We start from the raw sequence: 26,157 nt of genomic DNA, 5'->3' as shown, positions 1-26,157 counted from the left end.
AACTATGTTCGATCGTTTTGAAGAAAAAAATGCGGCGAAGAAACTACTTCATTATCAACAACGTTTCTTCTTTGTTTTATTTATCCCATTTTTAATTGCGACTATCGTTGGATCAGTAGCATTTCAAGTTACACCCGACACAGATAATATAAACACCGTCTTCCAACAACTATATCCCGCTTTATTTGGGACTATTATTTTCGAAATCATCGCTGGAATCTTTTACTGGGGAGCATTTGCTACCGCGATTGATGTATTACGTGGTAACAATGATTTCAACAACCCACTTCGTAAATCATTCTCATTTATCGATAACCAAGGACTATTTTGGCACACCGTTGTATTAGTGATCATCATTAAAGTATTCACTTTCCTATGGACATTGCTATTCTTTATCCCTGGAATTATCAAAACATTCTCATATTCTCAAGCCATTTGGATTTATCGTGACGCTTACCTAAGTGGTAATAAAATTAGTTACTTAGAAGCCATCACCCAAAGTCGTCGAATGATGAACCACCATAAATTAGAATACTTCGTATTACAACTTACATTTGTTGGTTGGATGATTTTGACAGAAATCACTGCCGGAATCGTTGGTATCTATGCATTCCCATACATGGGAATCACTTACGCCAAGTACTACTTATTCGTTAAAGGCGAATATGAAAAAGTTTCGCAATAAAACTGTAATATTTTGTTAATTTGAAATTAATTAAAATAGTTATATAATGTGTATATAAAGTAATTTATCAAGCAGAGAAAAGGCATCGTGAAATCACGATGCCTTTTTTCTTTGTCTTATTTTCTTCGCTATTATTAGAAATATAATTAAATGATTAAATATAAGTATATTACTATAGCCGTGCTAAAAAGACCCTTTTTTTATCTTTAATCCATAAATGAATGAATACTAAACAAAAAAGACGCAAGCATTATACTTACGTCTTTTTTATATTATTAGGAGTATTAATTAACAGTTTTTATCTAATCACCATTACAGATACTGGTGAGTATTTAGCCATGTAAGCGGCTTGACTACCGAAATGACGAGCTAGACCCTTCTTTGATTCTGATCCTACGATTAGTAGATCAGGTTTCACCTTAGGGATAACATCTTCAACGATAGTTTCTCCAGCTTCACCAGTTGATGCAATTACATCAACATCAGTTAAACCGGCTGCTTGCGCAGTTTGTTTATATTCTTTTAGATGTTCTTCTAAGTCTTCGTACTTACCATGGATAAATTGTCCTGATAATGATTCGAAAACGTTGATTTCTTCATCTTCTAGAACTGAAACGATTGTTAGTTTTGCATTTTCTGATTTCGCACGAGAAATTGCATACTTGAATGCAAGAATGGCATCATCAGAATCATCAACTGCAACTAAAATATTCTTGAAGTTAATATTGACGTCCATGTTTTCCATATTTTCGCCTTCTATTCTTGAATTATTTTTTATCTGTTTCTAAGTCTTCTGTTACCAATGTATAGTTCAACCAATGTCCAAATTAATAGCGCAATGATTACTACGTTAATTACGTTCGCAATAACACCAGCTTCTGCATTTTGAGCAGCAGTTGGGTTGTCACTGAAGAATCCAGCAACGGCACCTTGCATGTTGATTGCGTTTAAGTAGATAAGAACTAATACTGAGATCCAACCTAAAATCTTAACCCATAAGCTGTTCTTGAAACGGCTACCCATTTCTTGAGCACTGTTAGTCATCATTAACAATGGAAGCATTGAGAATGGTAATGCGAATGCTAAGAAAATTTGTGAGTTTTCGATTAAGTCGTTGATAGCAGCATGTTGTTTTAATGTTGATTCACCGGCAGTTAAAGCAACACAGATAAGCACTGGAACAACTGAAATTAAACGAGTAATTAAACGACGAGCCCATAGAGGAACTTTCAAGTTAACGAAACCTTCCATGATAACTTGTCCTGATAGTGTACCAGTAATAGTTGAGTTTTGACCTGAAGCAAGTAATGCAACAGCGAATAATGTTGATAAGATACCTGATTTAGCAACACCAATTAAGATTGGGTTTGATAGCATCTTAGTGTTATTTAAAGCATCAAATAAACCAAAGAATGATGTATCTTGAACGGCACCGGTCTTAAATACGGCAACCCCCATGATAAGTAGTAAAGCGTTAACGAAGAATGCGAATGTTAATTGGATGTTTGAGTCCCAAGTAGCAAAACGAACAGTTCTTGCAACGTCTTCTTCATCATTATGATCAATAGCTCTAGTTTGAGCGATAGCTGAATGTAGGTATAGGTTATGTGGCATAACAGTTGCCCCGATAATACCTAAAGCACCAGCTAGTGGTGTCATACCAGCAACTGGATGGTCGCTAGCAAAAGTACGTTGAGTTGGTACAAGTCCCTTGATTGAGCCCAACCAATCAGGTCTTGATAGTACAACTTCGTAGATAAATACAACTAGGATAACCATGATTAAACAAACAACAATTGCTTCAATCTTTCTGAATCCCACTTTAGTTAATAATAGCAATAGTAAAACATCAAATACGGTTAAGAATACCGCAAGAACTAGTGGAATATGGAAAAGTAAGTAAAGCGCAATGGCTCCCCCGATAACTTCCGCGATATCAGTAGCCATAATTGCAAGTTCAGTCATAAGCCATAAAACAACACCTAGTGTTTTTGAAGTACGAGAACGGATAGCTTGCGCTAAATCCATCTGACTCACGATACCAAGTTTAGCCGCCATGTATTGTAGTAACATCGCAATCAAACTTGAAATCAAGATGACAGACATTAGTAAGTAACCGAAGTTTTGACCCCCGGTAATTGAAGTAGCCCAGTTACCTGGATCCATGTATCCAACGGCAACTAATGCACCTGGACCAGAGTATGCAAATAATGTTTTCCAGAAGCCCCAATCCTTAGGAACCTTAATTCCACCATTGATTTCTTCTAGTGAAGGACCATTAGCATATTCTACAAAGCCCTTTTTTTCTTGTGAAACGTTTTCACTCAAAGTTCTTCACCCTTTCTATTTTTAAGAACATAATTATTGTACACTAAATTCACTTCTTTTGAAACAATTTTTTAGGTAGTACTGAAAAATTACTCTATTAGATATTAAAAAATACTCTATCACTCAGTAAGTTTTTTTCTAACGTTAGCTTACTTGCGTCGTTAATTTCCGAACATTAAATTAAATTTGACATTAGTTCGTTAATGTTTCATAATACTTGATAATTTTAATCAAATTAAAAAAACATTCAGGGGTGGAAAAATGCAAACAATTGATTTACATATAAAAAACGGAAATGTCTTAAATGTTTTTAGCAAAAAATTTGAAAATAAAGATATTTTCATTAATGACGGCAAGATTATTAACTTCCAAAATGATAATTACCAACCCAAAAATGTAATTGATGCAACTGATCAATATATTGTTCCCGGTTTTATTGACTCTCACGTGCACATTGAAAGTGCGCTAGTGACACCAAGTGAATTAGGTAAAGTGCTAGTCCCAATGGGAGTAACATCAATCGTGGTTGACCCACATGAAATTGCCAATGTTTCTGGTGCTGACGGGATTAAATACATGATTGAAGATGCGAAACAATCACCATTAGATGTCTTTGTAATGTTACCTTCATCAGTTCCCGCAACTAGTTTTGAACATAACGGTGCGACCTTAACTGCTGCGGATTTACATCCACTATATGATGAAGAATCAGTGATTGGTTTAGCAGAAGTAATGGACTATCCTGCTGTCCACAATCAAGACGCCGACATGATGGCCAAACTACAAGACGCCAAAGACCATGGCTACCAAATTGATGGTCACGGTGCCGGATTATCACTTGATCAACTAAATGAATACAAGGCTAATGGGATTTCTACTGACCATGAATCAGTTAATTTAGAACAAATGAAAGACCGCTTAACTGCTGGCGTGGATATTTTCTTACGAGAAGGAACCGTTGAACGCGACTTACAAAACACCGTTCAAGCTGTCACTGAAGACAACGCAGACCGTTTCTCATTTTGTACCGATGATAAATTCATCTCAACAATCGTTGAAGAAGGTAGCATTAACTTTAACATTCAACTAGCAATCCAATACGGAATTAAGCCAGAAACAGCTTATACCATGGCCAGTTATAACGCTGCCAAAGCACATAAATTAGATCAAATTGGCGCGATTGAAAAAGATTACGCTGCTGATTTAGTAATCATTGACCACCCTAAACAAGTCGACGTTAAAAAGGTCATTAAAGCGGGAAAAGAAATGAGTGAAGCTGACTTCTCATCACAACCCCTTGAATTTGGCGAAAATTGCGTCCATCACCACTTAAAAGAAAGTGACTTACAACTACCGTTAAACAATTCCAAATGTCATGTAATGGGCATTATTGCCAATCATATTGAAACTACCCATTTAGAAATGGATGTCCCCATTGATAACGGTCAATTCGTTAGCGATTTAGAAAATGACGTTTTACTAATGGTTGATGCTGAACGTCACCATGATTTAGGAACTTTCGGACTAGCGCTAGTCCATGGTTTCAATATTAAAAACGGTGCGATTGCCACAACTGTCGCCCATGATTCACATAATATTGTCGCCGTAGGAACTACTCCTGACGCCATCTATCGTGCGATTGAAGAAGTAACTTCTACCAACGGTGGAATCGCTGTGGTCGATGAAGAAAAGACATTAGCAACAATGCCATTACCAGTCGCTGGTTTGATGTCTGATAAATCATGGCAATCAGCTAGTCATGAACTTCATGCGATCGAAGATGCTTTCAACCAAATTAGTGACGGTGTTGATTTTGATCCATTTATCACACTATCATTCCTAACCCTTCCCGTAATTCCAACATTGAAATTAACAGATCAAGGGCTATACGACTTCGACCAACAAAAAATTATCGATGTGGAAGTTGCCAATAACTTAACTCCACAACACTAATGAAGACGCAAAAAAGAGCGATAAAATCGCTCTTTTTTATTTAGAATAAACTAATGTGATAGGCCGCTACGAATTGAGTGTAAGCTAAAATTAGCGCTAAAATTCCAGTCAAAATCTTTAAGAAAGTAGCTGGAACCACTCTGACAATTTTAGGACCAATGTAGCCACCAATGAAGAAACCAATTCCTAGAGGTACTACTAATGACCAATCAACGTGGGCATAAAGTGCGTAGTAAATAGTGGCCACAATGTTGGCTGCACCCATCGCAACGTTTCTAATTGCATTGCTAACTGCGTATTCATTACTTGAAGTTCTAGTTAATAGTACTAATAATAAGATTCCTGAAGCAGCACCGAAGTAACCACTGTATGCACCAATTGCAAAGGTTAAAATAATCATAATTAATGATCTAACCCATGTGCGGTTCTTACTACCAGAAGCAGGATTAAAGTTCAATGCCCCTTCAGTATTATTGTTTACTGATTTCTTGGTTGGAATTAAAATCATAATTCCACCAAACGCGATAAAGAATGGAACCACATGCGTAAAGCTACTTGCTGGTAGTTTTGTTAATAAAATCGCACCGGTAATTCCACCAAAGAAGATGACAATCATTACTTTGAATAGTTCTTTCCAGTGCCCGCGCAATTCACGAAGCGAAGAAATAAATGAACCTAATGAATTAAACGTTAAAGATGCTTTGTTAACTACATTAGCTGCAACTGGAGGTAGTCCGCCAAAGTACAATAGCGCTGGATATGATACTAGTGATGCAAGTCCAGTCACTGTACTTAACATTCCTGCAACTATCCCAACTGCAATAAATATTAATAAAGTCCAAATACTAATTCCTAAAAACGTAATGATAATCATCTCTTTTTCTATTAGAATAAAATCATAATTTCATCTTACCATTTTTATGATAAAAGAAAAGGATAAAAAAACACCACTTAGATACCAAGCGGTGTTTTTAGTGTTTTTAGAAGAAGTAAAATAGACGGATGCCGTAAGCTGACACGAATTGAGTGTAAGCTAGGACAAGAGCTAAAATACCTGTAACAATCTTAATTAATTTAACTGGTAATACACGAACCATCTTAGGACCAACGTATCCACCAATTAGGAAACCAATTCCCAGAGGAATAGCAAGTGCCCAGTAGATGTGGGTGCTACCATGTTGACCATACTTGAATGAGTATAGAACAGTACCGATAACGTTAGCTGAACCCATGGCAACGTTTCTAATTGCATTGTAAACTGGGAATGGATCTTTACTTGTTCTGGAAAGAACAGCTAGTAAGATAACACCAGCAGCTGCACCGAAGTAACTACCATAAATACCAATAGCAAAGAATAAGACGATCATAGCAACATCTGCTACCATCTTCTTAGTACCAACTTCGCCTTCTTCAACTACTTTAGCAGTAGGTGCCTTATCAGTGTCTTTTGAAGGTAGTAAGATACCAATACCAGCAGCTGCAATAAATACAGGAACTGCGTATGAGAAATCTTTTGAAGGTAGAAGAGTTAATAGGATAACTCCGACAATTCCACCAAAGAAGATGATTGTCATAACCTTAAATAGTTCCTTCCAGTGACCAGATAATTCACGCTTTGATGAAAGACCTGAACTTACTACGTTAAATAGTAAAGCGGAAGTATTTGTGATGTTTGCTGAAATTGGGTTTAACGCACCCCAATATAATAGTGCTGGGTATGAGGCAAGTGAAGCTAGTCCGGTTACTGTACTTAAAATTCCAGCAACGATACCAACAGGAATGAATAATAGCATTGTCCATACACTAAAACCAAAAATAGTAATAATGAAAAACTCCTTTTATATATCAATTTAAAATCCAATATATAATTTTATACTCCTAATCATTTTCAATTACAACCCCCTAAAAACGCCAAAACGCTGACAACCACTATAATGTCAGCGTTTTCATAAGAAAAACTTTTTTCAAAAAATTTCGCTTATTGAGTTATTTTCAATTGAGATGTACTTTCGCTCAACTTAATCGATCCCGTTTTTAGATGTCCATTACGGTAGTATTGAACACTAATGGTTGAGCCTAGTTTTTGGCTGTATAGAATGTTTTTGATTTCGTCCTGCGTAGTAATCTTCTTACCAGCTAGTGAAACAATTACATCGTATTTCTTCAAACCAGCTTTGGCAGCAGGGCCACCTGATGTAACATCGTACACAACCACACCATTTTCAACAGAAGATGGTAGTTTTAATGTTGATTTTTGGTCACTAACCGCGATATTTGATAAATCAAGGTAACGAATGCCTAAGGCTGGACGTTCGATTTTACCTTTTTTTACTAGTTGGTTAATGATTGAAGTTACTTCATTACTTGGAATTGCGAAACCAATTCCTTCAACACTAGTTCCTTCACCATCAGATGCTAGTTTCATGGAGTTAATTCCAATCACTTGACCAGCTAAGTTGATTAGCGGACCACCTGAGTTACCAGGGTTAATTGCTGTATCGGTTTGAATAACCGTTGCAGTGTTCCCAGTTGATTGACCATTTGAACCAGTCAATGGCACTTGACGTTTCTTAGCCGAGATAATCCCTTGAGTAAGTGATGAAGCATAAGTTGAACCTAGTGGAGAACCAATAGCTAAAGCAGTTTCACCGACTTTAATGTTATCTGAGTTACCAAATGTAGCGACTGATTTAATGGTACTTCCATTAATCTTCAATACAGCTAAATCGGTAACTGAGTCAGTTCCAACTAATTTAGCTTCTAATTGTTTACCATTACTTAATTGAACTTGTAATGCTGCGGCACCAGAAACCACGTGGTTATTAGTAACGATATAAGCAGCGTTACCGCTCTTCTTATAAATTACCCCAGAACCTTCACTATTAGCTTCTAATTTACTTGAACTCTTGCCACCTAGGGCAGATTCAATATCTGAGCTACTGCTCTTCTTTAAGTTAATAACTGAAACAACTGAATCTTTCACAGCTGAATAAGCCTTTTCAGATTGGGTTTGCACATTTACCTTCAAATTAGATGTTGATGCAGTTCCACCAGAATTTGATCCACCTGGAACAGCAACGTCGATACCTGAATTTTGTAGTAAATTAATCCCACCATAGGCGATTCCACCACCTAATAATCCAGCGACTAATGCAACAACTCCAACTTTAACAACAAAACGATCACTTTTTTTCATAAGGTTTTCCCCCTATCAAATTAATTACCATTATTATATCTAGTAAACTTAAATCAAACTAAAGTGTAAATAAATCGGATGCTTTTTCCACATCTGTATCTAATAATTCAAAATCTGTCCCGACACCAAAATCGTTTTCTTCTAACATAGAAGCAACGGTAAGGTGCGCTAATTCCTTAATATTGTTGTGATGACTACGGTGGCCAATAAAAATCCGGTCGGTGGAATTCCCAATTGCTTCCATCAAGGTGTTGGCACCATCTTCATTAGATAAATGCCCTTCATCCCCTAAAATACGTTGTTTTAATGACCATGGATAATCACCACTACGTAGCATTTCCACATCATGATTACATTCCAATAGATAGGTATTGGCATTTTTAATCGTGCCGTAAATGTAATCTGAAATGTATCCCACATCGGTTAAGACCACAAAGCTCTTATTGCGATGATGAAAGTTATAAAATTGTGCTTGCGCCGCATCATGTGAAACGGCAAAACTTTCAATATCAACGTCCCCAAAGCTCATTGCCATGTTAGGGGGGAAAATATTTTTTTGCGCTAACGGAACTTCACCGATGGTATCTGCCATGGCGTCCCAAGTTGGTTGATTAGCGTAAACATTAATTTGAGGATAGCGACGGGCTAAGACCCCGACTGCTTTACTATGGTCGGTATGTTCATGTGTTACTAACATCATATCGACATCTTTCATAGAACGGTTAATGGATGCCATCAATCGTTCGATACGAACCCCCGACAGACCCGCATCTAATAGAATTTTATGCTGATTAGTTTCAATGTAGATGACGTTTCCACCACTTCCACTTGATAAAACACTAATCCTCATATCATCTGCATCGTTGTTCATGTTGATCCTCATTTCTAATTATCATTTGAAGTTGCTGCTTTAGTAGTACCTTCACCATCTAGGATAGCACCATTAAAGGCATTAATTCGCTTAATGGTCATTGATGAAGAACCACTGCTAGTATAACCAATTACCCACGTAGGAATTAAAACGACATTGTTTTTAATTGATAGTAATTGAGTGTAATACATTTTAACCCATTTAATCTTAGAATTGTCAGGGATTTCATTGTATTGATATAACCAAACTAGCGCTTTGGTTGGTGAAATAATATCGGTTTTTTCACGTAAAACACTAACATCATTCATATAACTTTGGGTATAACCCACTAATAAATGATCTGCTGAAACATCGAAAATAATTTCACCATGACGGGGACCATACATGGTTCCACCATCATCAATTTTTTGTGAGTAAACTACACTAGTCTTGGTAGATAGGTCTGAATTATATTCGTATGAACTACCATGAGCGACGAATGTATCTTTTTTCATTAATTTATCTAAAATTTCATGGTAGTTACCTGAATATAACCCGATAGGACGCTTAAAGGTACTTCTTAAAATATGGTTACTATATGTGGTTTTTTGATTTTTCAACTTCGACTTAGTGGTATCTAACGTATCGTCGTTAACTGCTGATAAGTAATAACCAGTTTCACCGCTAGTTGATAGCTTAGGCGATACCGTGATTTGATCATTTTGCATTTGCTTAATGATTTCAGTATCACTACCCTTATTACTATTTTCAGTTTGTAAGTTAGCGTTTTGTCTAAACAAAGAAAATAGAAATAAATCAATCATCACAAAGATAACCAAAAAGATGATTTGAATTTTTTTGAAATCCATCTAGCGCTCCTCCTATATTTATTGAATGCCTCTACCAAGTAATTGGTGGTAGTTTACATACTTTCCGTTATATTTAACGAACCAAGTGGGTTCCAAGGTAATCAAGATGCTTGATGACTTGGTATTGCTCCATTGGTACCCTAATTCGATGCCAGTTACCTTGGACATGTCGTATCCATATGCATGAATTAATTTTAAAACATTGTCACTAGAAGGCAACTCAATATCACCACGACCTGTTGGTACCGGAATTTGGAGTGTCTTCAATGAGAAGTTGTACTTCAATGAAGTGTTATCCACTAATTTCATCTCGATTGCTCCATATGGTGTTTGGTCAAAGATTGGGAAACCTTCAACATAGTTTCTATAAACCACCTTAGAACTCTTAGAGTTGTAATCGAAGAAACGAATATTAGCTAAGTTATCGTTAATTGAAATTTGCGAAATATTATTATACGAATCCGTTAAGAACTGGGTCATATTGGTTGAAATTACACCCGGATGACTGTCGTAGTAATTAACTTCTCCGTCGTTAGAGAATGTAATTTGTCTAGAATTTTCATCGTTATAAACCGTTGAGTCACGATGTCTCTTCACCGTCACGTCTTGTGAATCAGAAAGTAATCTAGTTACATAGTAGTTTTGTGAAGTCTTGTTAATCAAGTATGCATATTGTGGCATCTTGAACGAATCAGTAAAGTCGATAAATGGTTTATCGTTTAACTTTTTGATGCTAACGTCAATTGATCTGACGTTTTCAGAAATAATCTTTTGAATTCCTGAAATATTAGTGTTCTTCACGTTGACACGATATATTTTAAAACCATTATCAGATAGTAAATAGATATTATTACTATTATCAAAAGGAATCAAAATACGATTAATCGTTACGTTTGGTAGCTTATCAAAAGCGTTATTAATGAACTTGCTAACGATTTTTAGATTAATGCTACTAGGATAACTTAGTAAAACTGAATCTCGGGTATTCAAAAGATTAAAGTAATCTTTTTCGTCACCATTTAATGCCGTATATTTAGCATCCTTGTAGTTGTTCATTTGTAAACCAATTTCAGTAATCAAGTTGACTGATTGGTTAGTTAACAAATATTGTTTACCGTTGTCCTTGGTTTGGACCACCTGAGTAGGTGAATAAACTGATGACATTGGTTTGGAATCAATTTGAGCAGTTTGACTGCTTTCCTTTTGATTGGAGCGGTCATAGTGCGCCGGGTTAACCAAAATCGAAGCAGATAGAAATAGACTCACACCAACTGCTGATGCTAATAAGATTGGTAAAACCAGTTGTTTAATCTTCATCCCATAAGTCCTCCTCAATTGGTTCGTATGGTAGTGAAATGTAGAAAGTTGAACCGCGGTTTTCGGTACTTTCTACCCAGATCTTACCACCTAGTGCTTGGACCACTTCTTTAGAAATGGCTAGTCCTAAACCAGTTCCACCTTGAGCTCTAGAACGAGCCTTATCAACACGGTAGAAACGGTCAAAAATGTGTGGAATAGAACTTCTTGGAATTCCTAAACCTTGGTCACGAACGCTTAAAATAACGCTATTCTTGGTCTTGTATAGAGAACAAGTAATTACACCACCATCAGGAGAGTATTTAATCGCATTATTCATTAAGTTATCTATTACTTGTGTAAAACGGTCAGTATCGACTTCTACCCATAAATCAGACTTAGTAAATCGACGTTCAATTCGGTAGTGTTTATTTGGTTTTTCATCATTATTACCATCTGATTTAATAATCATGTCAAAACGGTTCAAAATATAGTTGAACAATTCGGTAATATTGACTAATTCTTTATCAATTTTTTGGGTTCCAGAATCCATTCTAGAAAGCGTCAATAGGTCATTAATCATACGAATCATACGATCGGTTTCTTCTTGCGTTACTTTCAAGAAATTAGGCGCTATTTCTGGATCTTTCCAGGCCCCATCTTGAAGCGCTTCGATGTATGAGTGCACACTAGTTAATGGTGTTCTCAATTCGTGTGAAACATTTGAAACGAATTCTTTTCGGTCATTATCAATCTTTTGTTGTTCAGTAACATCATGTAGCACACAGACTAACCCTGAAACGAAACCAGAGTCTCGTTGGATTAGTGAGAAATGAGCATGCAAAATTAAATCATGATCTTTATCTGAACGATCAATAATGGTTTCATCTGGATTTTCAATTAAATCACGAAGGCTGTATTCTTTTCTGATATCTAAGATATCTAAAATAGAATTACCAAGGGCTTCTTCTTCGTTAATTTCCAAGAAGCTGGCAGCCTCGTCATTCATAATAATCACGTATCCACGACGATCGGTCGCAATAACCCCATCGGTCATATTAGTCAAAACAGAATCTAGTCGTTGTCTTTCAGATTCAGTGGATTCTTGTGATTCTTCAACCTTTACAGATAGGTTATTAACGGCATTGGCCAATTGACCTAATTCGTCACGACCATATACGTGAACTTGACCAGAGTAATCCCCTCTGGCAATTTGTAAGGTTTGTTTCTTCATTTCATCAATCGGTTTGGTAATCGCTTTGGAAATCACAATAGAAATCAATAGACCCGCTAAAATAGCCACAATCGCGGCGGCAACATAAATAACCGTAATCTGATTGATTTCGTTATAAACCGTATTTAAATTAGCGTGAATATACACGATTCCGACTAATTCATTATTACTACTTTTAATTAACGGTGTAATCACAGTGTAGTATCTAGAGTTATCACCAGGGTTGCTGGTAATTGAACTCGATGAACGACGGGTTAAAATCGCATTTTTAATGTCAGTACGGAAGTTCTTTTGACCAACTGAGCTTTGATCACCTAATTCATTTGTTCCACGAATGGTATTTTTCGCATCAACGACCTTAATTTCGGTGTAGTTATTGCTATCAATATTTGAAAGCAATGACTTAATACGAATGTTGGCCTTGCTGGTGTTTGAACTAGAAAGTTCGTTGGTTAGAGTGGTGTTTATGTAAGTTGGCACTTGGACTTGTTTTTTAAATGATGCCATATTTTTATTTTCCAATTGGTTCACAAAAACGGCCCCAACAATTTCTAGGGTCACCAATAAGATTAACGCCAATACTAGCGCAATTTTAAAATGAATCGATTGAAAATACTTAATCCTACTATTCACCGCAAACTACTCCTTGTACATGATTAAATGATTATTCTTGTTCTGAATTACGTAGGTAATAACCAACCCCACGTCTAGTAATCAACCATAATGGGTGACTTGGATTGTCTTCGACTTTTTCTCTTAAACGACGGACAGTAACATCAACTGTACGTACATCACCGAAGTAGTCGTAACCCCATACGGTTTGTAATAAATGTTCTCTGGTCATTACTTGGCCAATGTGTTGAGCTAAGTAATGTAATAATTCGAATTCACGATGAGTTAATTCGATGTTTTCACCACGTTTTGTAACTGTGTATGCTTCTGGGTGAATAACTAAATCACCAATCTTGATGTCTTTATTTTCGCCATCTTGAACCTGGCCGTTATCATTGCTTGATTGACGTCTTAAGTTGGCCTTAACACGCGCAACTAGTTCACGGTTTGAGAATGGTTTTGTAACATAGTCATCAGCACCTAATTCAAGACCTAAAACTTTATCTAATTCAGAGTCTTTAGCAGTTACCATAATAATTGGCATATCACGAGTCTTTCTAACTTCACGTGCGACTTCTAGACCGTCGACCTTTGGTAACATTAAATCTAGGATAATAAGATCTGGTGATTCTTCTTCTACTTTTTGAAGTGCTTCTTCACCATCGTATGCTACGACTACATCGTAACCTTCTTTTTCTAAGTTAAATTTTTCGATATCTGTGATTGGTTTTTCGTCATCTACAACTAAAATTTTTGCCATAATATTCTATCTCCTTAACAGGAATCTATTCTTTTAAAAATCCGTTTTTATGTTAGTGGCGGGCTGTCCTTAAATTCAGCAGCTTCATTATATACATTTTTGTGCCGTCTAACATTTATATTATAACACGCTTAGACATTTGATTTCTAAACGTAATCTTTTCGTTATCAATTCTTAAAAATTGTCTTTTTCGTAAATTTGGGTCTTGTCAAAACTTTGTGGGACATGCTATTATAAATATCGTTGATTTTGAGGAAAAAGTAATTAACTGATTGATAATTTCAAAAAAGTTATTGCAATACTTACTCAAACATGGTATTATATTTTTTGTTGGTTATGACCGACTTAAATAATTTGGGCAGTTAGCTCAGCTGGCAGAGCAACGGACTCTTAATCCGTGGGTCCAGGGTTCGATCCCCTGACTGCCCATAACTGAAAAAAGACATCGCTTAGGCGATGTCTTTTTTGTTGTAAAAAATATCCTAAACAAAAACCACTCAACGATGAGTGGTTTTTTAGTTTATTTATAAAAATAGTTTTTGAATATCTTTAAATTGTTTTGTCTTAGATAACTTCAATAGTAATAAGTACGCAATGATTGAACCTGAAATCGCACCACCGAAGAATTTAGGGGTGAACACAAACCAAAATAATTGGTTGTGAGTTCCTGTGTACCAAACCATGACAGGGTATGATGCAAGTGAACCTAATACTCCAGTCCCAAAAATTTCACCAATCACTGCCATCCAACTTTTACGATATGTAAGATAGCATAATCCCGCTAGTAAAGCACCAAAGACCGCTCCAGTGAACGCCAATGGCGGAATTCCTAATAACATCATTCTTAAACATGCACAAACAATCGCCATGACTAACGCATACCATGGTCCCATTAAGACTGCAGCAGTCACATTTAGCACACTCGACATTGGTGCCATCCCTTCAATTCTAAAAATTGGTGATAACACAAAATCAAGTGCAATCATAATCGCTAATATGGTCAGTTTTTTAACATTTACCTTTGAATCCATCAAAATCTCCTCCTATAAACAAAAACATTAATGGAGTCGATTCGTCGGAAAAAATTAAAAATGTCCCTATCTGAATAGATAGGGCCAGTCCAAGTGCGTTATCTTCCCTAGCGCCAGTATTATCTGGATCAGGTTCTTGGGTATAATCTCAGCCGGTTAAAGCACCCCATTAATGTTTGTATGATTAAAGCTTATCGAACTTTGGCAACATAGTCAAAGTTTTTTGGAATATTAACTATATTAGTTGATATATCAGTACTTTAAAGATATAAAAAATTTATTCAATTACTAGTTTCTTCATATTTATTAAGCCCGACTCGGTAATGTTTACGAGATTGAAAAAACAATATATAATCTGCTGTAATTTATTTGAGAGGAAGATTTCGTGAATCAATTACTGACTTTAGCCATTCTATTATTTACCGCATTATTTTTTAGACAAGTGTTTTTAAAAATAAAATTACCAACCGTCTTAGGATATATGATTGCTGGAATATTTTTAGGTCCATCAATCTTAAACATCATTCATGGAAACCACTTAATTTCATCGATGGCTGAACTAGGCGTTATCGTTCTAATGTTTATTGCAGGACTAGAATGTGATTTACAGCTACTTAAAAAGTATTTCAAACCTAGTATTACAATTGCATTTTTAGGAATTCTTTTACCAATTATCGGAATGTATTGGATGGGTCAAATAATGGAATTATCCAAAATCGAAAGTTTGTTTGTCGGCATTATTTTTGCTGCAACATCTGTATCTATCTCTGTTGCCGTCCTTAAAGAACTGAACAAACTAAAAACTCAGGCTGGTACAACCATTTTAGGAGCTGCTGTTGCTGATGACATTTTATCCATTCTATTATTAAGCATTGTTATATCTTTTACTGGAATAGGGGATAGTAATAATCAAGTTAATTTATATTCCTTAATCAGCTATCAAATCGCCTTCTTTTTCTTAATATGGTTATTATCATTTATCATTAAAAAAATACCGTTAGTCAGATTCGAGAAACTAAAATCAATCTTTCCCATCTTAGCTTTGGCGTTTGCACTGCTATTGTCAGGAATTGCTGAATTAGTCCAAGTTAGCGCCATCACAGGGGCATTTTTTGCAGGAATTATCATTGGTCAAACTAAGTTCAAAGAACATCTTACAGATAAAATTGATCAATTTGGTCAGCTATTTTTAATTCCATTGTTTTTTATTAACGTGGGATTAAGCGTTAAATTAGACGGCATTTTCGATAATAGTGGATTATTCATACTAATGTTGATAATTGCTGTATTAACCAAATTCATTGGTGCCTATAGCGGTGCCCGTTTATTCAAGTTTAGTCGTAACAATGCTTCACAAATTGGGATTGGAATGATAAGTCGCGGAGAAGTGGGATTAATCATTGCCGAAATTGGTTTCAAAAATCAGTTAATTTCTGCCGAATATTACTCAACTATCATTGCTGTTATCATCATAACTACAATTATTACACCCATATTGTTGCGCATGGTTATTAAAAAGAAATAAAAAAGCAGCTAATTCAGCTGTTTTTTTGTTCCGGATATGTCATCTTAATATGATAAATTCCAGCTTCGATGAATGGTTCACTGGTGACAGTAAAGCCACCTTTTTCATAGTATCCCACCGCATGTGCTTGGGCATCGATTTTGATTTCAACACCATCAAATTTGTTTTTCACAACGTCTAAAATATGTTGGAGTAATTCTTTGCCTTTCCCCGTTCCGCGAACTGAAGAAGTAGTTAACACACGACCAAAAGTAACGTGATCACCATCTTCAAAAATACGAGCGTAGGCTATAATCACGCCATCGTGAATTTCAAATAAATGCAATGCTTGTTTATCGTTTTCGTCCGGATCGGCATAAACAATCTGTTGTTCTTCCACAAAAACCGCTGAACGGACACGATAAATTTCATATAGTTCTTCTAATGTTAAATCTTGAAACGCTTTAGTTACCCACATATTAAATTCCTCCTAGTCTAATAACTTTTCTAAGTTGACTACCGATTGATAGAATGCATCCTGTTCTGGTTGATTCAAACTAGCTAACATTAAGTTAATTTGGTCATCCGATGCTTGATTAAGTTGGTCAACCACCGATTGACCAGCAGCGGTTAATACTAATATTTTGGCTCTTTTATCTGATGGTGACGCTTGCTTAGTTAAATATTTTAAACCGGATAGTTTTTGAATTACCCGACTGACATAACTCTTATCTAGTTCCAGATTTTTCGCAATGATCACTAATGTTGGAGTCTCAATTTCACTAATTTCCATTAAAATGCGTGCTTCTGCCCAGCTGATTTCACTATTAAAAACGTTCTTTTTTAATAATCCTAATTTCTGTGTATATAATCGATTAAAATGGCGAATTGCCTGAATTTGTGACTTTTGCAACCTAATCACCTCTTTTTTAAATTATAGCAAAAAGGTTGCTTTTGTCCACTAAATTCATTTCAAATAAAAACACCGCAAAACGCGGTGTCTTTTTTCTATAGAATTAATGCGAAAATTAGTAGGTTCCAAATCATATGCATGATAATTGGTACAATCATTCCATTTGACTTTTGACGAGCTAATCCGATGAAAATACTTACCACTGCATGTGAGATGAAAATGTATGGATTTACGAAAGAATGAGCTAAACCAAAGAAAATTGATGACACAATAATCGCAATAGTGACATTGGAAATGCTTCTCACATAAGTAAAGATCAATCCTCTAAAATAAAGTTCTTCCGCAATTGGTGCCAGTACACCACTAATAATGATAAAGAAATATTGTAATTTTGGATCACCAAATCCAGTGATTTTAACCAAGTTATTGTATAGTCCTTGGTGTGGAATGCCACTGGCTAACATCATTAGTAGAACTAGTCCAATCATGATGGCTGCATATATCAGAACTTTGTAAGACCAGTGGTTATCCTTAAATAATTGAAATAAGTTTTTTCTGAATAATATCCAATATATGATGGCAGTTACCGCAATCACAAATAAAGTTGCGAGGATAACTTCAATCACTAATAGTGAAAACGCCGCATTACTATTTGAATCGACTGGGTAAGATACCAATCCAACAAATGGTGATAGCACTAATAAAACTGCTAGTAAAATAATTTGGCCAATTACTTTAATTAATTTCATTTATAAAATCCCCTGTTAATTAATACTTTAATAGTAATTTAGATTAGCCTTTTTGCAATAAGCGGCCGCAATTCTTATAAAAATTTTAAAAGAACGCTTCATTATGTTAACGCGAATATTTTTCGGTTTTAAAACTAAAATCAATCGTGTTTTGACAACATTTTTAGTTTCATTGAGCAAAAAATTAGAGAATAGTTCGTATTTTATGTAGACAACCATATTTTTTATGTTAAAATAATACATGTAATAACCAAAACACGAACTATAGGGAGAGATTATGATGAAAAGTTTCAAGAAAATGGTTGCTTTAAGCTCCGTTTTACTTAGCGTTTTCGTTTTAGCTGCTTGTGGGAATCAAAAATCTGCAAAGAATTACACCCCCAAGGAACTAAATGTTCAATTTGTACCATCTTCAAATGCTACTACCATGGAAGCCAAGGCTAAACCATTGGAAAAACTACTAAAGAAACAACTTGGGATTCCAGTTCACGTTAGTGTTTCAACTGATTACAACACTATCGTCGAAGCAATGGGATCAAAGAAAGTTGATGTTGGTTTTCTTCCACCTGATGCTTACACTCTATCTCACAAAGAATACAACACTAAAGTGCTATTACAAGCTCTAAGATTTAACTACATTGAACCAAACGATGTTTTTGGTACTCACTTACAAAATCATTACTATGCACAAATCTTAGTTAGAAAGAACAGCGGTATTAAATCACTAAAAGATTTAAAGGGTAAAAAGATTGCTGTTCAAGATACCACTTCTGCTGCTGGTTGGGTTTACCCAGTCGTTGCACTAAAGGAACACGGTATCAACATTAACAAAGACGGTATCCAAACCGTTCAAGTTAAGGGTCATGATCAAGCTGTATTATCTGTTTACAACAAAGACACTGATGCTGCTTTCGTATTCCAAGGTGCTAGAAACCTAGTTAAAAAGGATGCCCCAGACATTATGAGTAAGGTGGTTCCTATTTACACCACTGCTGGTATTCCAAATGACACAATTACCGTTCGCGGTGATATGTCAGCTAAGTGGCAAAAGAAGATTGCTGCCGCATTTAAAGCAATTATTAAGACTAAACAAGGTCATGAAATCATGTCTACTGTTTACGCTCACCAAGGCTACAAAGACTCAAAAGATAGTGACTTCAACCAATTACGTAAATACGAAAAAATTGCTGAAAGTCTAAACAAATAATTAAAGAGATAAATAGCCTGTTAGAAAGAAATTTCTGCAGGCTATTGTTTTGAAAAGGAGAAACTCATCCCTATGGAATCAATCATTTCTTTTAAAGACGTTAAAAAGGTCTACCCTAACGGAAACGTGGGTCTAAAGAACATTAACTTAGATATTAAAAAAGGCGAATTCGTCGCCATCGTCGGTTTATCAGGAGCCGGAAAAAGTACCCTATTAAGAACTATCAACAAAATGCACGACATAACATCTGGTGACATTTTGGTAAATGGCGAATCCATCGTTCACTACCGTGATAAGTCATTACGTAAGCTTCGTAGAAACATTGGTATGATTTTCCAAAGTTTTAATCTAGTCAAACAATCAACCGTTCAAAGAAACGTTTTAAATGGTCGCGTTGGTTACTACCCTACTTGGAAGAGTGTTTTGGGACTATTTAGTAAAGCAGACAAACAAAAAGCGGTTGAAGCATTACGTAGCGTTAACATGATTGAAAAACTATACGCTAAGGTTGATGACCTATCTGGTGGTCAACAACAACGTGTTGCGATTGCCCGTACATTAATGCAAGATCCAAACATCATCTTAGCGGATGAACCAATCGCATCCCTTGACCCAGTAACTTCTAGCGCCGTTATGGATGACTTAAAACGACTAAACGAAGAGCTAGGAATGACTGTTGTAGTTAACCTTCACTCAGTTCGTATCGCTAGAACTTACGCTAGTCGTATTATCGGTATCCGCGCCGGTGAAATTGTTTACGATCAACCAATTGAAAACGTTAAAAAGGAAGACTTTGCGGAAATTTACGCAAACAAAGCGAAGTGATAAATATGAATACAGATATCCCAAAACAACCATTAACCAAAAAGTATCACCTAGTTAGTATTTTTTGGTTAGTTCTAATCATAATTTTATTATTCCTTTCTACCATCATTACTGGCGTAGATTGGACTGAATTGTTTACTAACTTGAATCAATTTGCTGATTTAATTGTTAAAATGTCTAACCCAGACTGGTCATACTTCAATATCATCACCGGTCCACTTCTAGAAACAATTCAAATGGCAATTCTAGGTACAACCATTGGAACTATTTTTGCGATTCCTTTCTCTGTCCTAGCTGCTAGAAACACAGTGAAGAACCCATACATCCGCGGAGTTGTTAGATTCTTCTTGAACTTAATCAGAACCATTCCCGATCTTTTATTAGCAGCATTATTCGTTGCTGTTGTGGGAATTGGCCCTACTTCAGGTGTGTACACACTAGCAATCTTTTCTTTTGGAATGGTTTCTAAGCTATTCTACGAATCAATCGAATCAATTGATGAAAGACCCATCGAAGCACTTCGTTCAACCGGTGCTACTAAGATGCAAATTATCGGCGCAGCCGTTTTACCACAAGTTTTTAAAAACTTCGTTGGTTACTTCTTATATGCATTCGAAATTAACGTTCGAGCATCAACCGTCCTAGGTTACCTAGGTGCCGGTGGGATTGGGGTCTACCTACAAAGATCACTTTCATCATTTATGTATAATCAAACTTCAGTGATTATCATTACGATTTTCATAGCAGTAATCATAATCGATGGAATCAGTAACGCATTCCAAGAAAGGTTAAGATAATATGGCACAACAAGAAATTAAAAAAAGTTGGCTTTCTAGATATTCATTTATTTTCTGGATTGTCATCATCGGTTTCATCTACTACTGGTCAATTACTAGCCTGTCTTTCAGTGGATTACAAGCTTCAGCTGGTTCAGTAACGAAATCAATTATCCATGGACTTTTCCATCCTCAATGGAATTACTTTTATGATGGTAGTGGTGAAGATTTATTCACTCAAATCCTTCAAACATTAGCAATTGCCTTCTTAGGAATTTTTATTTCATCCATTCTTAGCTTACCTTTTGCCTTTTGGGCTGCTAGAACGGATCGAAAGCATAAGATTCACTGGCGTTCTACTTCTGGAAAAATCGTTTTAGTATTCGTACGTGCCTTTCCAGAAATTGTATTGGCCATCATGTTTATCAAAGCAGTTGGTCCTGGTTCATTCGCCGGGGTATTAGCTTTAGGAATTCATTCAATCGGTCAATTAGGTAAACTATTTAGTGAATCGATTGAAACTATGGATACTGGAGCCAACGAAGCTTTGCAATCAGCTGGCGGTAACAAATTAGATGTTTTATTCTTGGCAACAATCCCTAACATTATTCCATCATTAATCTCATACACCCTTTACCAATTCGAAATTGCGGTGCGTTCTGCATCCATTCTAGGTATGGTGGGTGCCGGTGGGATTGGTACACCATTACTATTCGCAATTCAAACCAGAGATTGGTCTAAAGTCGGTATTATTCTAGTCGGAATCATCGTCATGGTAACTTTAATCGATTTCATTTCAGGAACCCTTAGAAAGAAGCTTTCATAATGAAAATTAGAGTATTATCCACTAGTGATGTGCATGGTTATTTGTTACCGACTGATTTTAAAACCAGTGCGCAAAACACTGGTTTCGGCTATTTAAAAGCTGCCAGTGGGATTGAAAAGGTCCGCAGTGAAGCTGATGATGATGAAATCGTGCTTTATATTGAAAATGGTGATTTCATTCAAGGATCTCCTTTAACGGATTTTATTTATCGCACTAATCAAGAAAAACATTTAAACGCTTTATTTAGTCAGTTAGCCAATGCATTACACCCTGATGCAGCTGTTTTAGGCAATCATGAATTTAACTATGGCCTCGATTATATTGCTGATTCATGGAAATCCCGAGTTTTTCCAATTCTAGCAGCTAATATTGCTGGCGATGATATCAGTAAAATCTCAGACGGTCCTTACACAATTATTAACCGCAAAGGGATTAAGATTGCGATATTAGGTTTAACGACCCAATTCGTTCCCCACTGGGAAGATTCACGCAATTTAGGGGACTTACAGTTTAACTCTGCATTAGAGGTCGCTAAACAATACGTTCCTATGCTAAAAAAACTAGCGGACGTTGTTATCGTTGCTTACCATGGTGGTTTCGACAGCGATTTAAAAAACGGGGAGCTACTAGAAAATCGCACCGGTGAAAACGAAGGATATCAACTATTACAAGAAGTCCCTGGAATTGATGCACTAGTTACTGGTCATCAACATCGCGAAATTGCCGATAAGGTAAATGGCATCCCAACCACTCAGCCTGGTTATCGAGGTAAAGATGTCGGAGAAATAACGTTAGAATTAGACGCAAATAAACAGATTACCAACGCAACAGCGGAATTATTAGCCTGCGAAAAATATCCAATCAATAACCAGTTACAAGAAATGGTTGAATCAGTTCAAGAAGAGGTCAATGCATGGTTAGATCAACCTATCGCTAAAATTAACGGTGATGGATTAGTTCATAATCCAATGGAAGCTAGACTATCTGGAAATGGTTTTTTAAACTTAATTAACCGGATTCAGATGGATTACGCAAAGGTTGATATTGCTGCAACCACGTTGTTTAACGACGACATCCCAGGATTTAACGATTCAGTCTCGGTCAGAGACGTTCTAACCAGTTATATTTTTCCCAATACCTTAGCGGTGGAAGAAGTGTCTGGTGGTGATTTGAAAGCAGCACTAGAAAGATGCGCTAGTTTCTTTACGATTACAGATAATCAAATCGTTGTCTCAAAAGAATTTAGCGAACCCAAAGTGCAATACTTTAACTACGATTACTATTCTGGAATTGACTATACGTTTGATTTAACAAAGCCAGTTGGTAAACGAGTAGTTAGAATGGACTATCAAGGAAAACCCGTTTCAGATAGTCAAAAGTTAAAAGTATGTTTGAATCAATATCGCTCAGTCGGTGCTGGTGATTATAACATGTATTCAAGAGAAAAAATTATCGCTACATTCGAAGATGACATGCCTAAAATCATCATTGATTACTTACGTAACCACCAAAATATCATCGTAGAACAACCTCAGAACTTAAAGATAATAAAATAGCCATCATCATTAAGATGACGGCTATTTTTTATTCTTCAGATTTTTGTTTCCATAATACGATTGGTTTTAAAATAATCGGCGCTAAAATTGTGGTTACCACAATTACCGCAATTAAGGTTGAGTAATGAGCATTAGAAATAAAGTGACTCTTTAGTCCCGCTTCAGCGATAACTACTCCAACTTCACCTCTACTAATCATTCCAGCACCAATTTCAGCAGCATTTTTGACATCAAAACGACTAACTTTGGCGCCAATAAAAGCACCGATGAACTTTGTAGCAATTGCCAATATTGTTAAAACAATAAACAAATTAATGTTGGCGAAGATGCTTGATATGTTCATACTGATTCCGATACTTACAAAGAAGATTGGAATAATCGCTAAGCCACCTAATGCTTTCATGTTAACTGACAATTTTTTATTTATTCGAGTTTGACTAATAATCAAACCAGCAAAGAACGCTCCCGTAACACCACTTAGTTTAACCATTTCAGCAGTTCCTGAAAGTAGTAAACAAAATAGCAATCCTAACAAACCGGGATTAATATGTAGTGGTTCTAAAGTTGATCTCATAATCATGATAATTCTGTAGCATAACCATACAAATAGGAAATAAACGATTTGTAATAACACCAAGAATATTGCATCAGATCTACCGTGTCCGTTACCAATTCCCAACACTGGAACTGCAACACTTAATAAAACAATTGAGATAATGTCATCAGCGACAGCAGCCGCTAAAATCGTCACTCCAGCTGAAGACTTGAGTTCTTTCATTTCATCTAAGACAGCAACTGAAATTGATACCGATGTAGCAGCGAAGACAATCCCAATAAAGGCACTTTCGATAATTGAGATTTGAAGGTAACGACATATGGCATAGATGGACGCAACCGGGAAAATAACCCCCAATAAAGCAACCATAATTCCCGGAGTGAAGTATTTCTTTAGTCTGTCAACATCACAGGTTAAACCGGCAATAAACATTAAAGCAACCACCCCAACTTGCGCCAAGATAGTTACCATATCGTTTGGTCTAATTAAATGAAGGAAAGATGGTCCTAAGATAACTCCTCCAATAATTTCACCAACAACTGATGGACACTTCGCTTTTTCAGCAACCCATCCGAAAAACTTAGCAAATGAAATCATAAGTAATAATGCGATTAAGTAATTCAAGAACATCCTTCTTTCTTTAAACCAACAGTTACTTCTTTAGTCGATTTATCATTATATATAACTTATTCCTTTTAGTAGCAGTAGTCAACGATTTAAATTTATACAATTTGTATAAATTTAAAAGCATCCTAATATTGTTGAATCTATCCTATGTAGACTTAATGCATGAATATCATTCATTGATTGTTTAGTTTCAATAAAAATTAGTCATTATGTCTATTTTTAAATGATCATCTCTATTAATAGGTACTTTTTATTTTGTCTTGTGAAGCTATTGTGAAAAACATAAGAAAAAACGTTATAGATTAGCTAATTTCGTTTCATATGAAACATTCTTGATAATTTTAATTGACTATCATCCTATTTGGTTTATACTTAATGTTATATTTTATAACATATAAATATTTAGGAGATGTTTTGCATGCGTTTAGAAGAAGATTGCGTTGGTAAACTAGAAGTGGAAGATGATGCTTTATATGGCATCCATTCCCTTAGAGCCGCAACTAATTTCCCTATTACCAAAGAGAAAGTTGACCCACTTGTGATTGAAAGTTATATTCAACTGAAAAAAGCATCTGTCACCGCTAATTACGATGCAAATGCAATTGATGTAATAAAACATAACATTATTGTAGAAGCTTGTGATTACTTACTTGAACACCATCATTTAGAGAGTTTTATCACTCCTGCCATCCAAGGTGGAGCTGGAACTTCCACTAATATGAACGTGAATGAGGTTATCGCTAACGTCGCTATGAGATTGCATCCAGAAATTAAGATTCATCCTAATGACGACGTTAACCAAGCACAATCGACTAATGACACTTACCCCACCGCGGGTAAAATGGCCATGTTAAAACGTTTACCAAAGCTAACCGGTGAAATTAACCGCCTAATCGAAACCTTAGATGGCTTAGCTAAACAATTTAAATTCACCATTAAATTAGGTCGAACGCAACTCCAAGATGCCGTTCCTACTACATTCGGTAAATCTTTCCATGCATATGCTTCACTCTTCCGTCGTGATTTAAAACGAATTAATCAAGCTAGCGAAGAACTAAAGAGCATCAGCATGGGTGGAACTGCGATTGGAACCGGTACTAATACGACTAAATATTATCGTGAACATATCGTCGACGAAATTAATAAAATCACCAACATGGGATTAAAACAAGATACAGACTTGATCGATGCGATCCAAAACACGGATCACTTCGTCGCATTCTCCTCCAGTTTAAAAACTTTAGCAGTCGACTTATCCAAGTTTAGTAACGATTTACGTCTATTAGGTAGCGGTCCTCAATCTGGTTTGAACGAATTATTACTTCCTAAACGCCAAGCAGGTTCATCAATCATGCCTAACAAAGTTAACCCGGTCATCCCCGAAGTTGTTAACCAAGTGGCATTTGAAGTGATTGGTTTTGACGCAACCGTAACTGCGGCATCAGAAGCTGGTCAATTAGAGCTAAATGCATTTGAACCAATTATGTTTAAGAGCATTTTAACCGCTGAAATTCATTTAGCCAACGCAATTACCACATTAGTCGATAATTGTTTAGTGGGAATCGATGTTAACGTTGATCAATGTCTAGATGACGTTCGCAAATCAGCTGTTACCGCAACGGTATTATCACCAATCTTAGGTTACAACAAAACGACCGAATTAATTAAACGTGCGACAAAGGAACATGATACAGTGCCGCATTTATTGATTCAAAACAACATTTTATCCGCAGACAAAGTAAAACAACTATTTTCTCCTGAATACTTAGTTAATGGAAATGAATAAGCATATAAAAAGAGCCCT

Annotated in this window: 24 protein-coding genes and 1 tRNA gene; 10 read left to right on the top strand and 15 right to left on the bottom strand. The window is 36.0% G+C overall.

Features of this window, described 5'->3' with window-relative positions:
* Positions 1-4: 4 nt before the first annotated feature.
* Positions 5-685: a DUF975 family protein gene (locus tag RZ74_RS00235; protein WP_053949458.1), complete on the top strand. Its 681-nt coding sequence runs from the start codon at positions 5-7 to the stop codon at positions 683-685.
* Between the two features lie 298 nt (positions 686-983).
* On the opposite strand, the gene RZ74_RS00230 is transcribed toward RZ74_RS00235, so the two are convergent.
* A complete protein-coding gene (locus RZ74_RS00230) occupies positions 984-1,430 on the bottom strand; it encodes a universal stress protein (protein ID WP_053949457.1) in 447 nt (148 codons plus the stop codon).
* 29 nt (positions 1,431-1,459) lie between these two features.
* Positions 1,460-3,013 (bottom strand): Nramp family divalent metal transporter, encoded by a 1,554-nt coding sequence (locus tag RZ74_RS00225; RefSeq protein WP_053949456.1) that lies wholly within the window; start codon positions 3,011-3,013, stop codon positions 1,460-1,462.
* A 261-nt stretch (positions 3,014-3,274) separates the two neighbouring features.
* Between RZ74_RS00225 and ade the strand changes: the two genes are divergently transcribed.
* Positions 3,275-4,966 (top strand): adenine deaminase, encoded by a 1,692-nt coding sequence (ade, locus tag RZ74_RS00220; protein ID WP_053949455.1) that lies wholly within the window; start codon positions 3,275-3,277, stop codon positions 4,964-4,966.
* A 40-nt stretch (positions 4,967-5,006) separates the two neighbouring features.
* Here ade and RZ74_RS00215 read toward each other — a convergent pair whose 3' ends face one another.
* From RZ74_RS00215 to yycF, 8 genes are all read right to left on the bottom strand, one after another.
* A complete protein-coding gene (locus RZ74_RS00215) occupies positions 5,007-5,840 on the bottom strand; it encodes a sulfite exporter TauE/SafE family protein (RefSeq protein WP_053949454.1) in 834 nt (277 codons plus the stop codon).
* Between the two features lie 106 nt (positions 5,841-5,946).
* Positions 5,947-6,759: a sulfite exporter TauE/SafE family protein gene (locus RZ74_RS00210; protein WP_053949453.1), complete on the bottom strand. Its 813-nt coding sequence runs from the start codon at positions 6,757-6,759 to the stop codon at positions 5,947-5,949.
* 185 nt (positions 6,760-6,944) lie between these two features.
* Positions 6,945-8,162 carry a S1C family serine protease gene (locus RZ74_RS00205; RefSeq protein WP_053949452.1) on the bottom strand — a complete coding sequence of 406 codons (1,218 nt, stop codon included), beginning with the start codon at positions 8,160-8,162 and terminating at the stop codon, positions 6,945-6,947.
* A gap of 58 nt (positions 8,163-8,220) precedes the next feature.
* A complete protein-coding gene (locus RZ74_RS00200) occupies positions 8,221-9,033 on the bottom strand; it encodes an MBL fold metallo-hydrolase (protein ID WP_053949451.1) in 813 nt (270 codons plus the stop codon).
* A 14-nt stretch (positions 9,034-9,047) separates the two neighbouring features.
* Positions 9,048-9,881 carry a two-component system regulatory protein YycI gene (locus RZ74_RS00195; RefSeq protein WP_053949450.1) on the bottom strand — a complete coding sequence of 278 codons (834 nt, stop codon included), beginning with the start codon at positions 9,879-9,881 and terminating at the stop codon, positions 9,048-9,050.
* 18 nt (positions 9,882-9,899) lie between these two features.
* A complete protein-coding gene (locus RZ74_RS00190; RefSeq protein ID WP_053949449.1) occupies positions 9,900-11,198 on the bottom strand; it encodes a YycH family regulatory protein in 1,299 nt (432 codons plus the stop codon).
* Positions 11,188-13,044 carry a cell wall metabolism sensor histidine kinase WalK gene (walK, locus tag RZ74_RS00185; RefSeq protein ID WP_053949448.1) on the bottom strand — a complete coding sequence of 619 codons (1,857 nt, stop codon included), beginning with the start codon at positions 13,042-13,044 and terminating at the stop codon, positions 11,188-11,190. The genes RZ74_RS00190 and walK overlap by 11 nt, the downstream gene beginning before the upstream one ends.
* Positions 13,045-13,075: 31 nt before the next feature.
* Positions 13,076-13,786: a response regulator YycF gene (yycF, locus tag RZ74_RS00180; RefSeq protein WP_187291387.1), complete on the bottom strand. Its 711-nt coding sequence runs from the start codon at positions 13,784-13,786 to the stop codon at positions 13,076-13,078.
* Between the two features lie 353 nt (positions 13,787-14,139).
* Between yycF and RZ74_RS00175 the strand changes: the two genes are divergently transcribed.
* Positions 14,140-14,212: transfer RNA gene (locus RZ74_RS00175), tRNA-Lys, on the top strand.
* 95 nt (positions 14,213-14,307) lie between these two features.
* Here the strand turns inward: RZ74_RS00175 and thiW are convergent.
* Positions 14,308-14,814, bottom strand: a complete 507-nt coding sequence (thiW, locus tag RZ74_RS00170) for an energy coupling factor transporter S component ThiW (protein ID WP_053949446.1) — start codon at positions 14,812-14,814, stop codon at positions 14,308-14,310.
* 385 nt (positions 14,815-15,199) lie between these two features.
* Between thiW and RZ74_RS00165 the strand changes: the two genes are divergently transcribed.
* A complete protein-coding gene (locus RZ74_RS00165) occupies positions 15,200-16,339 on the top strand; it encodes a cation:proton antiporter (protein ID WP_053949445.1) in 1,140 nt (379 codons plus the stop codon).
* Positions 16,340-16,352: 13 nt separating this feature from the next.
* Here RZ74_RS00165 and RZ74_RS00160 read toward each other — a convergent pair whose 3' ends face one another.
* From RZ74_RS00160 to RZ74_RS00150, 3 genes are all read right to left on the bottom strand, one after another.
* Complete coding sequence (locus RZ74_RS00160; RefSeq protein WP_053949444.1) at positions 16,353-16,796, bottom strand: GNAT family N-acetyltransferase; 444 nt, start codon at positions 16,794-16,796, stop codon at positions 16,353-16,355.
* Between the two features lie 12 nt (positions 16,797-16,808).
* The gene (locus RZ74_RS00155; protein ID WP_053949443.1) at positions 16,809-17,231 is read right to left on the bottom strand and encodes a MarR family winged helix-turn-helix transcriptional regulator; all 423 of its coding nucleotides are present in this window, start codon (positions 17,229-17,231) and stop codon (positions 16,809-16,811) included.
* 95 nt (positions 17,232-17,326) lie between these two features.
* Positions 17,327-17,980 (bottom strand): CPBP family intramembrane glutamic endopeptidase, encoded by a 654-nt coding sequence (locus RZ74_RS00150; RefSeq protein WP_053949442.1) that lies wholly within the window; start codon positions 17,978-17,980, stop codon positions 17,327-17,329.
* 280 nt (positions 17,981-18,260) lie between these two features.
* Between RZ74_RS00150 and RZ74_RS00145 the strand changes: the two genes are divergently transcribed.
* The 5 genes from RZ74_RS00145 (at position 18,261) to RZ74_RS00125 (ending at position 23,170) form a co-directional block, all read left to right on the top strand.
* On the top strand, positions 18,261-19,187 hold the full coding sequence (locus RZ74_RS00145) for a phosphate/phosphite/phosphonate ABC transporter substrate-binding protein (RefSeq protein WP_053949441.1): 927 nt from the start codon (positions 18,261-18,263) through the stop codon (positions 19,185-19,187).
* A 66-nt stretch (positions 19,188-19,253) separates the two neighbouring features.
* The gene (gene phnC, locus RZ74_RS00140) at positions 19,254-20,012 is read left to right on the top strand and encodes a phosphonate ABC transporter ATP-binding protein (protein ID WP_148562056.1); all 759 of its coding nucleotides are present in this window, start codon (positions 19,254-19,256) and stop codon (positions 20,010-20,012) included.
* 5 nt (positions 20,013-20,017) lie between these two features.
* On the top strand, positions 20,018-20,809 hold the full coding sequence (gene phnE, locus RZ74_RS00135; protein ID WP_053949439.1) for a phosphonate ABC transporter, permease protein PhnE: 792 nt from the start codon (positions 20,018-20,020) through the stop codon (positions 20,807-20,809).
* Between the two features lies 1 nt (position 20,810).
* The gene (gene phnE / locus RZ74_RS00130) at positions 20,811-21,614 is read left to right on the top strand and encodes a phosphonate ABC transporter, permease protein PhnE (RefSeq protein ID WP_053949438.1); all 804 of its coding nucleotides are present in this window, start codon (positions 20,811-20,813) and stop codon (positions 21,612-21,614) included.
* On the top strand, positions 21,614-23,170 hold the full coding sequence (locus RZ74_RS00125; protein WP_053949437.1) for a bifunctional metallophosphatase/5'-nucleotidase: 1,557 nt from the start codon (positions 21,614-21,616) through the stop codon (positions 23,168-23,170). The genes phnE (RZ74_RS00130) and RZ74_RS00125 overlap by 1 nt, the downstream gene beginning before the upstream one ends.
* Before the next feature lie 28 nt (positions 23,171-23,198).
* Here RZ74_RS00125 and RZ74_RS00120 read toward each other — a convergent pair whose 3' ends face one another.
* Complete coding sequence (locus RZ74_RS00120) at positions 23,199-24,350, bottom strand: cation:proton antiporter (protein WP_053949436.1); 1,152 nt, start codon at positions 24,348-24,350, stop codon at positions 23,199-23,201.
* Between the two features lie 421 nt (positions 24,351-24,771).
* On the opposite strand from RZ74_RS00120, the gene RZ74_RS00115 reads away from it, so the two are divergent.
* Positions 24,772-26,139 carry an aspartate ammonia-lyase gene (locus RZ74_RS00115; RefSeq protein ID WP_053949435.1) on the top strand — a complete coding sequence of 456 codons (1,368 nt, stop codon included), beginning with the start codon at positions 24,772-24,774 and terminating at the stop codon, positions 26,137-26,139.
* The last annotated feature ends 18 nt before the right edge of the window (positions 26,140-26,157 follow it).

The sequence above is a fragment of the Apilactobacillus apinorum genome (assembly GCF_001281175.1).
GTDB lineage: Bacteria > Bacillota > Bacilli > Lactobacillales > Lactobacillaceae > Apilactobacillus > Apilactobacillus apinorum.
Note: the sequence above shows the minus strand (reverse complement) of the source record. Positions and strands in the feature narration are given on the sequence as shown.

What these genes read in the sequence shown, in the direction of transcription:
- ade (WP_053949455.1), top strand. Translation starts at nt 3,275, where the DNA reads ATGCAAACAATTGATTTACATATAAAAAACGGAAATGTCTTAAATGTT.
- RZ74_RS00205 (WP_053949452.1), bottom strand. Translation starts at nt 8,162, where the DNA reads ATGAAAAAAAGTGATCGTTTTGTTGTTAAAGTTGGAGTTGTTGCATTA.
- RZ74_RS00125 (WP_053949437.1), top strand. Translation starts at nt 21,614, where the DNA reads ATGAAAATTAGAGTATTATCCACTAGTGATGTGCATGGTTATTTGTTA.
- RZ74_RS00210 (WP_053949453.1), bottom strand. Translation starts at nt 6,759, where the DNA reads ATGCTATTATTCATTCCTGTTGGTATCGTTGCTGGAATTTTAAGTACA.
- RZ74_RS00190 (WP_053949449.1), bottom strand. Translation starts at nt 11,198, where the DNA reads ATGAAGATTAAACAACTGGTTTTACCAATCTTATTAGCATCAGCAGTT.
- RZ74_RS00150 (WP_053949442.1), bottom strand. Translation starts at nt 17,980, where the DNA reads ATGAAATTAATTAAAGTAATTGGCCAAATTATTTTACTAGCAGTTTTA.
- phnE (WP_053949438.1), top strand. Translation starts at nt 20,811, where the DNA reads ATGGCACAACAAGAAATTAAAAAAAGTTGGCTTTCTAGATATTCATTT.
- phnE (WP_053949439.1), top strand. Translation starts at nt 20,018, where the DNA reads ATGAATACAGATATCCCAAAACAACCATTAACCAAAAAGTATCACCTA.
- RZ74_RS00235 (WP_053949458.1), top strand. Translation starts at nt 5, where the DNA reads ATGTTCGATCGTTTTGAAGAAAAAAATGCGGCGAAGAAACTACTTCAT.
- RZ74_RS00115 (WP_053949435.1), top strand. Translation starts at nt 24,772, where the DNA reads ATGCGTTTAGAAGAAGATTGCGTTGGTAAACTAGAAGTGGAAGATGAT.
- RZ74_RS00145 (WP_053949441.1), top strand. Translation starts at nt 18,261, where the DNA reads ATGAAAAGTTTCAAGAAAATGGTTGCTTTAAGCTCCGTTTTACTTAGC.
- RZ74_RS00200 (WP_053949451.1), bottom strand. Translation starts at nt 9,033, where the DNA reads ATGAACAACGATGCAGATGATATGAGGATTAGTGTTTTATCAAGTGGA.
- thiW (WP_053949446.1), bottom strand. Translation starts at nt 14,814, where the DNA reads ATGGATTCAAAGGTAAATGTTAAAAAACTGACCATATTAGCGATTATG.
- RZ74_RS00230 (WP_053949457.1), bottom strand. Translation starts at nt 1,430, where the DNA reads ATGGAAAACATGGACGTCAATATTAACTTCAAGAATATTTTAGTTGCA.
- RZ74_RS00195 (WP_053949450.1), bottom strand. Translation starts at nt 9,881, where the DNA reads ATGGATTTCAAAAAAATTCAAATCATCTTTTTGGTTATCTTTGTGATG.
- RZ74_RS00160 (WP_053949444.1), bottom strand. Translation starts at nt 16,796, where the DNA reads ATGTGGGTAACTAAAGCGTTTCAAGATTTAACATTAGAAGAACTATAT.
- RZ74_RS00215 (WP_053949454.1), bottom strand. Translation starts at nt 5,840, where the DNA reads ATGATTATCATTACGTTTTTAGGAATTAGTATTTGGACTTTATTAATA.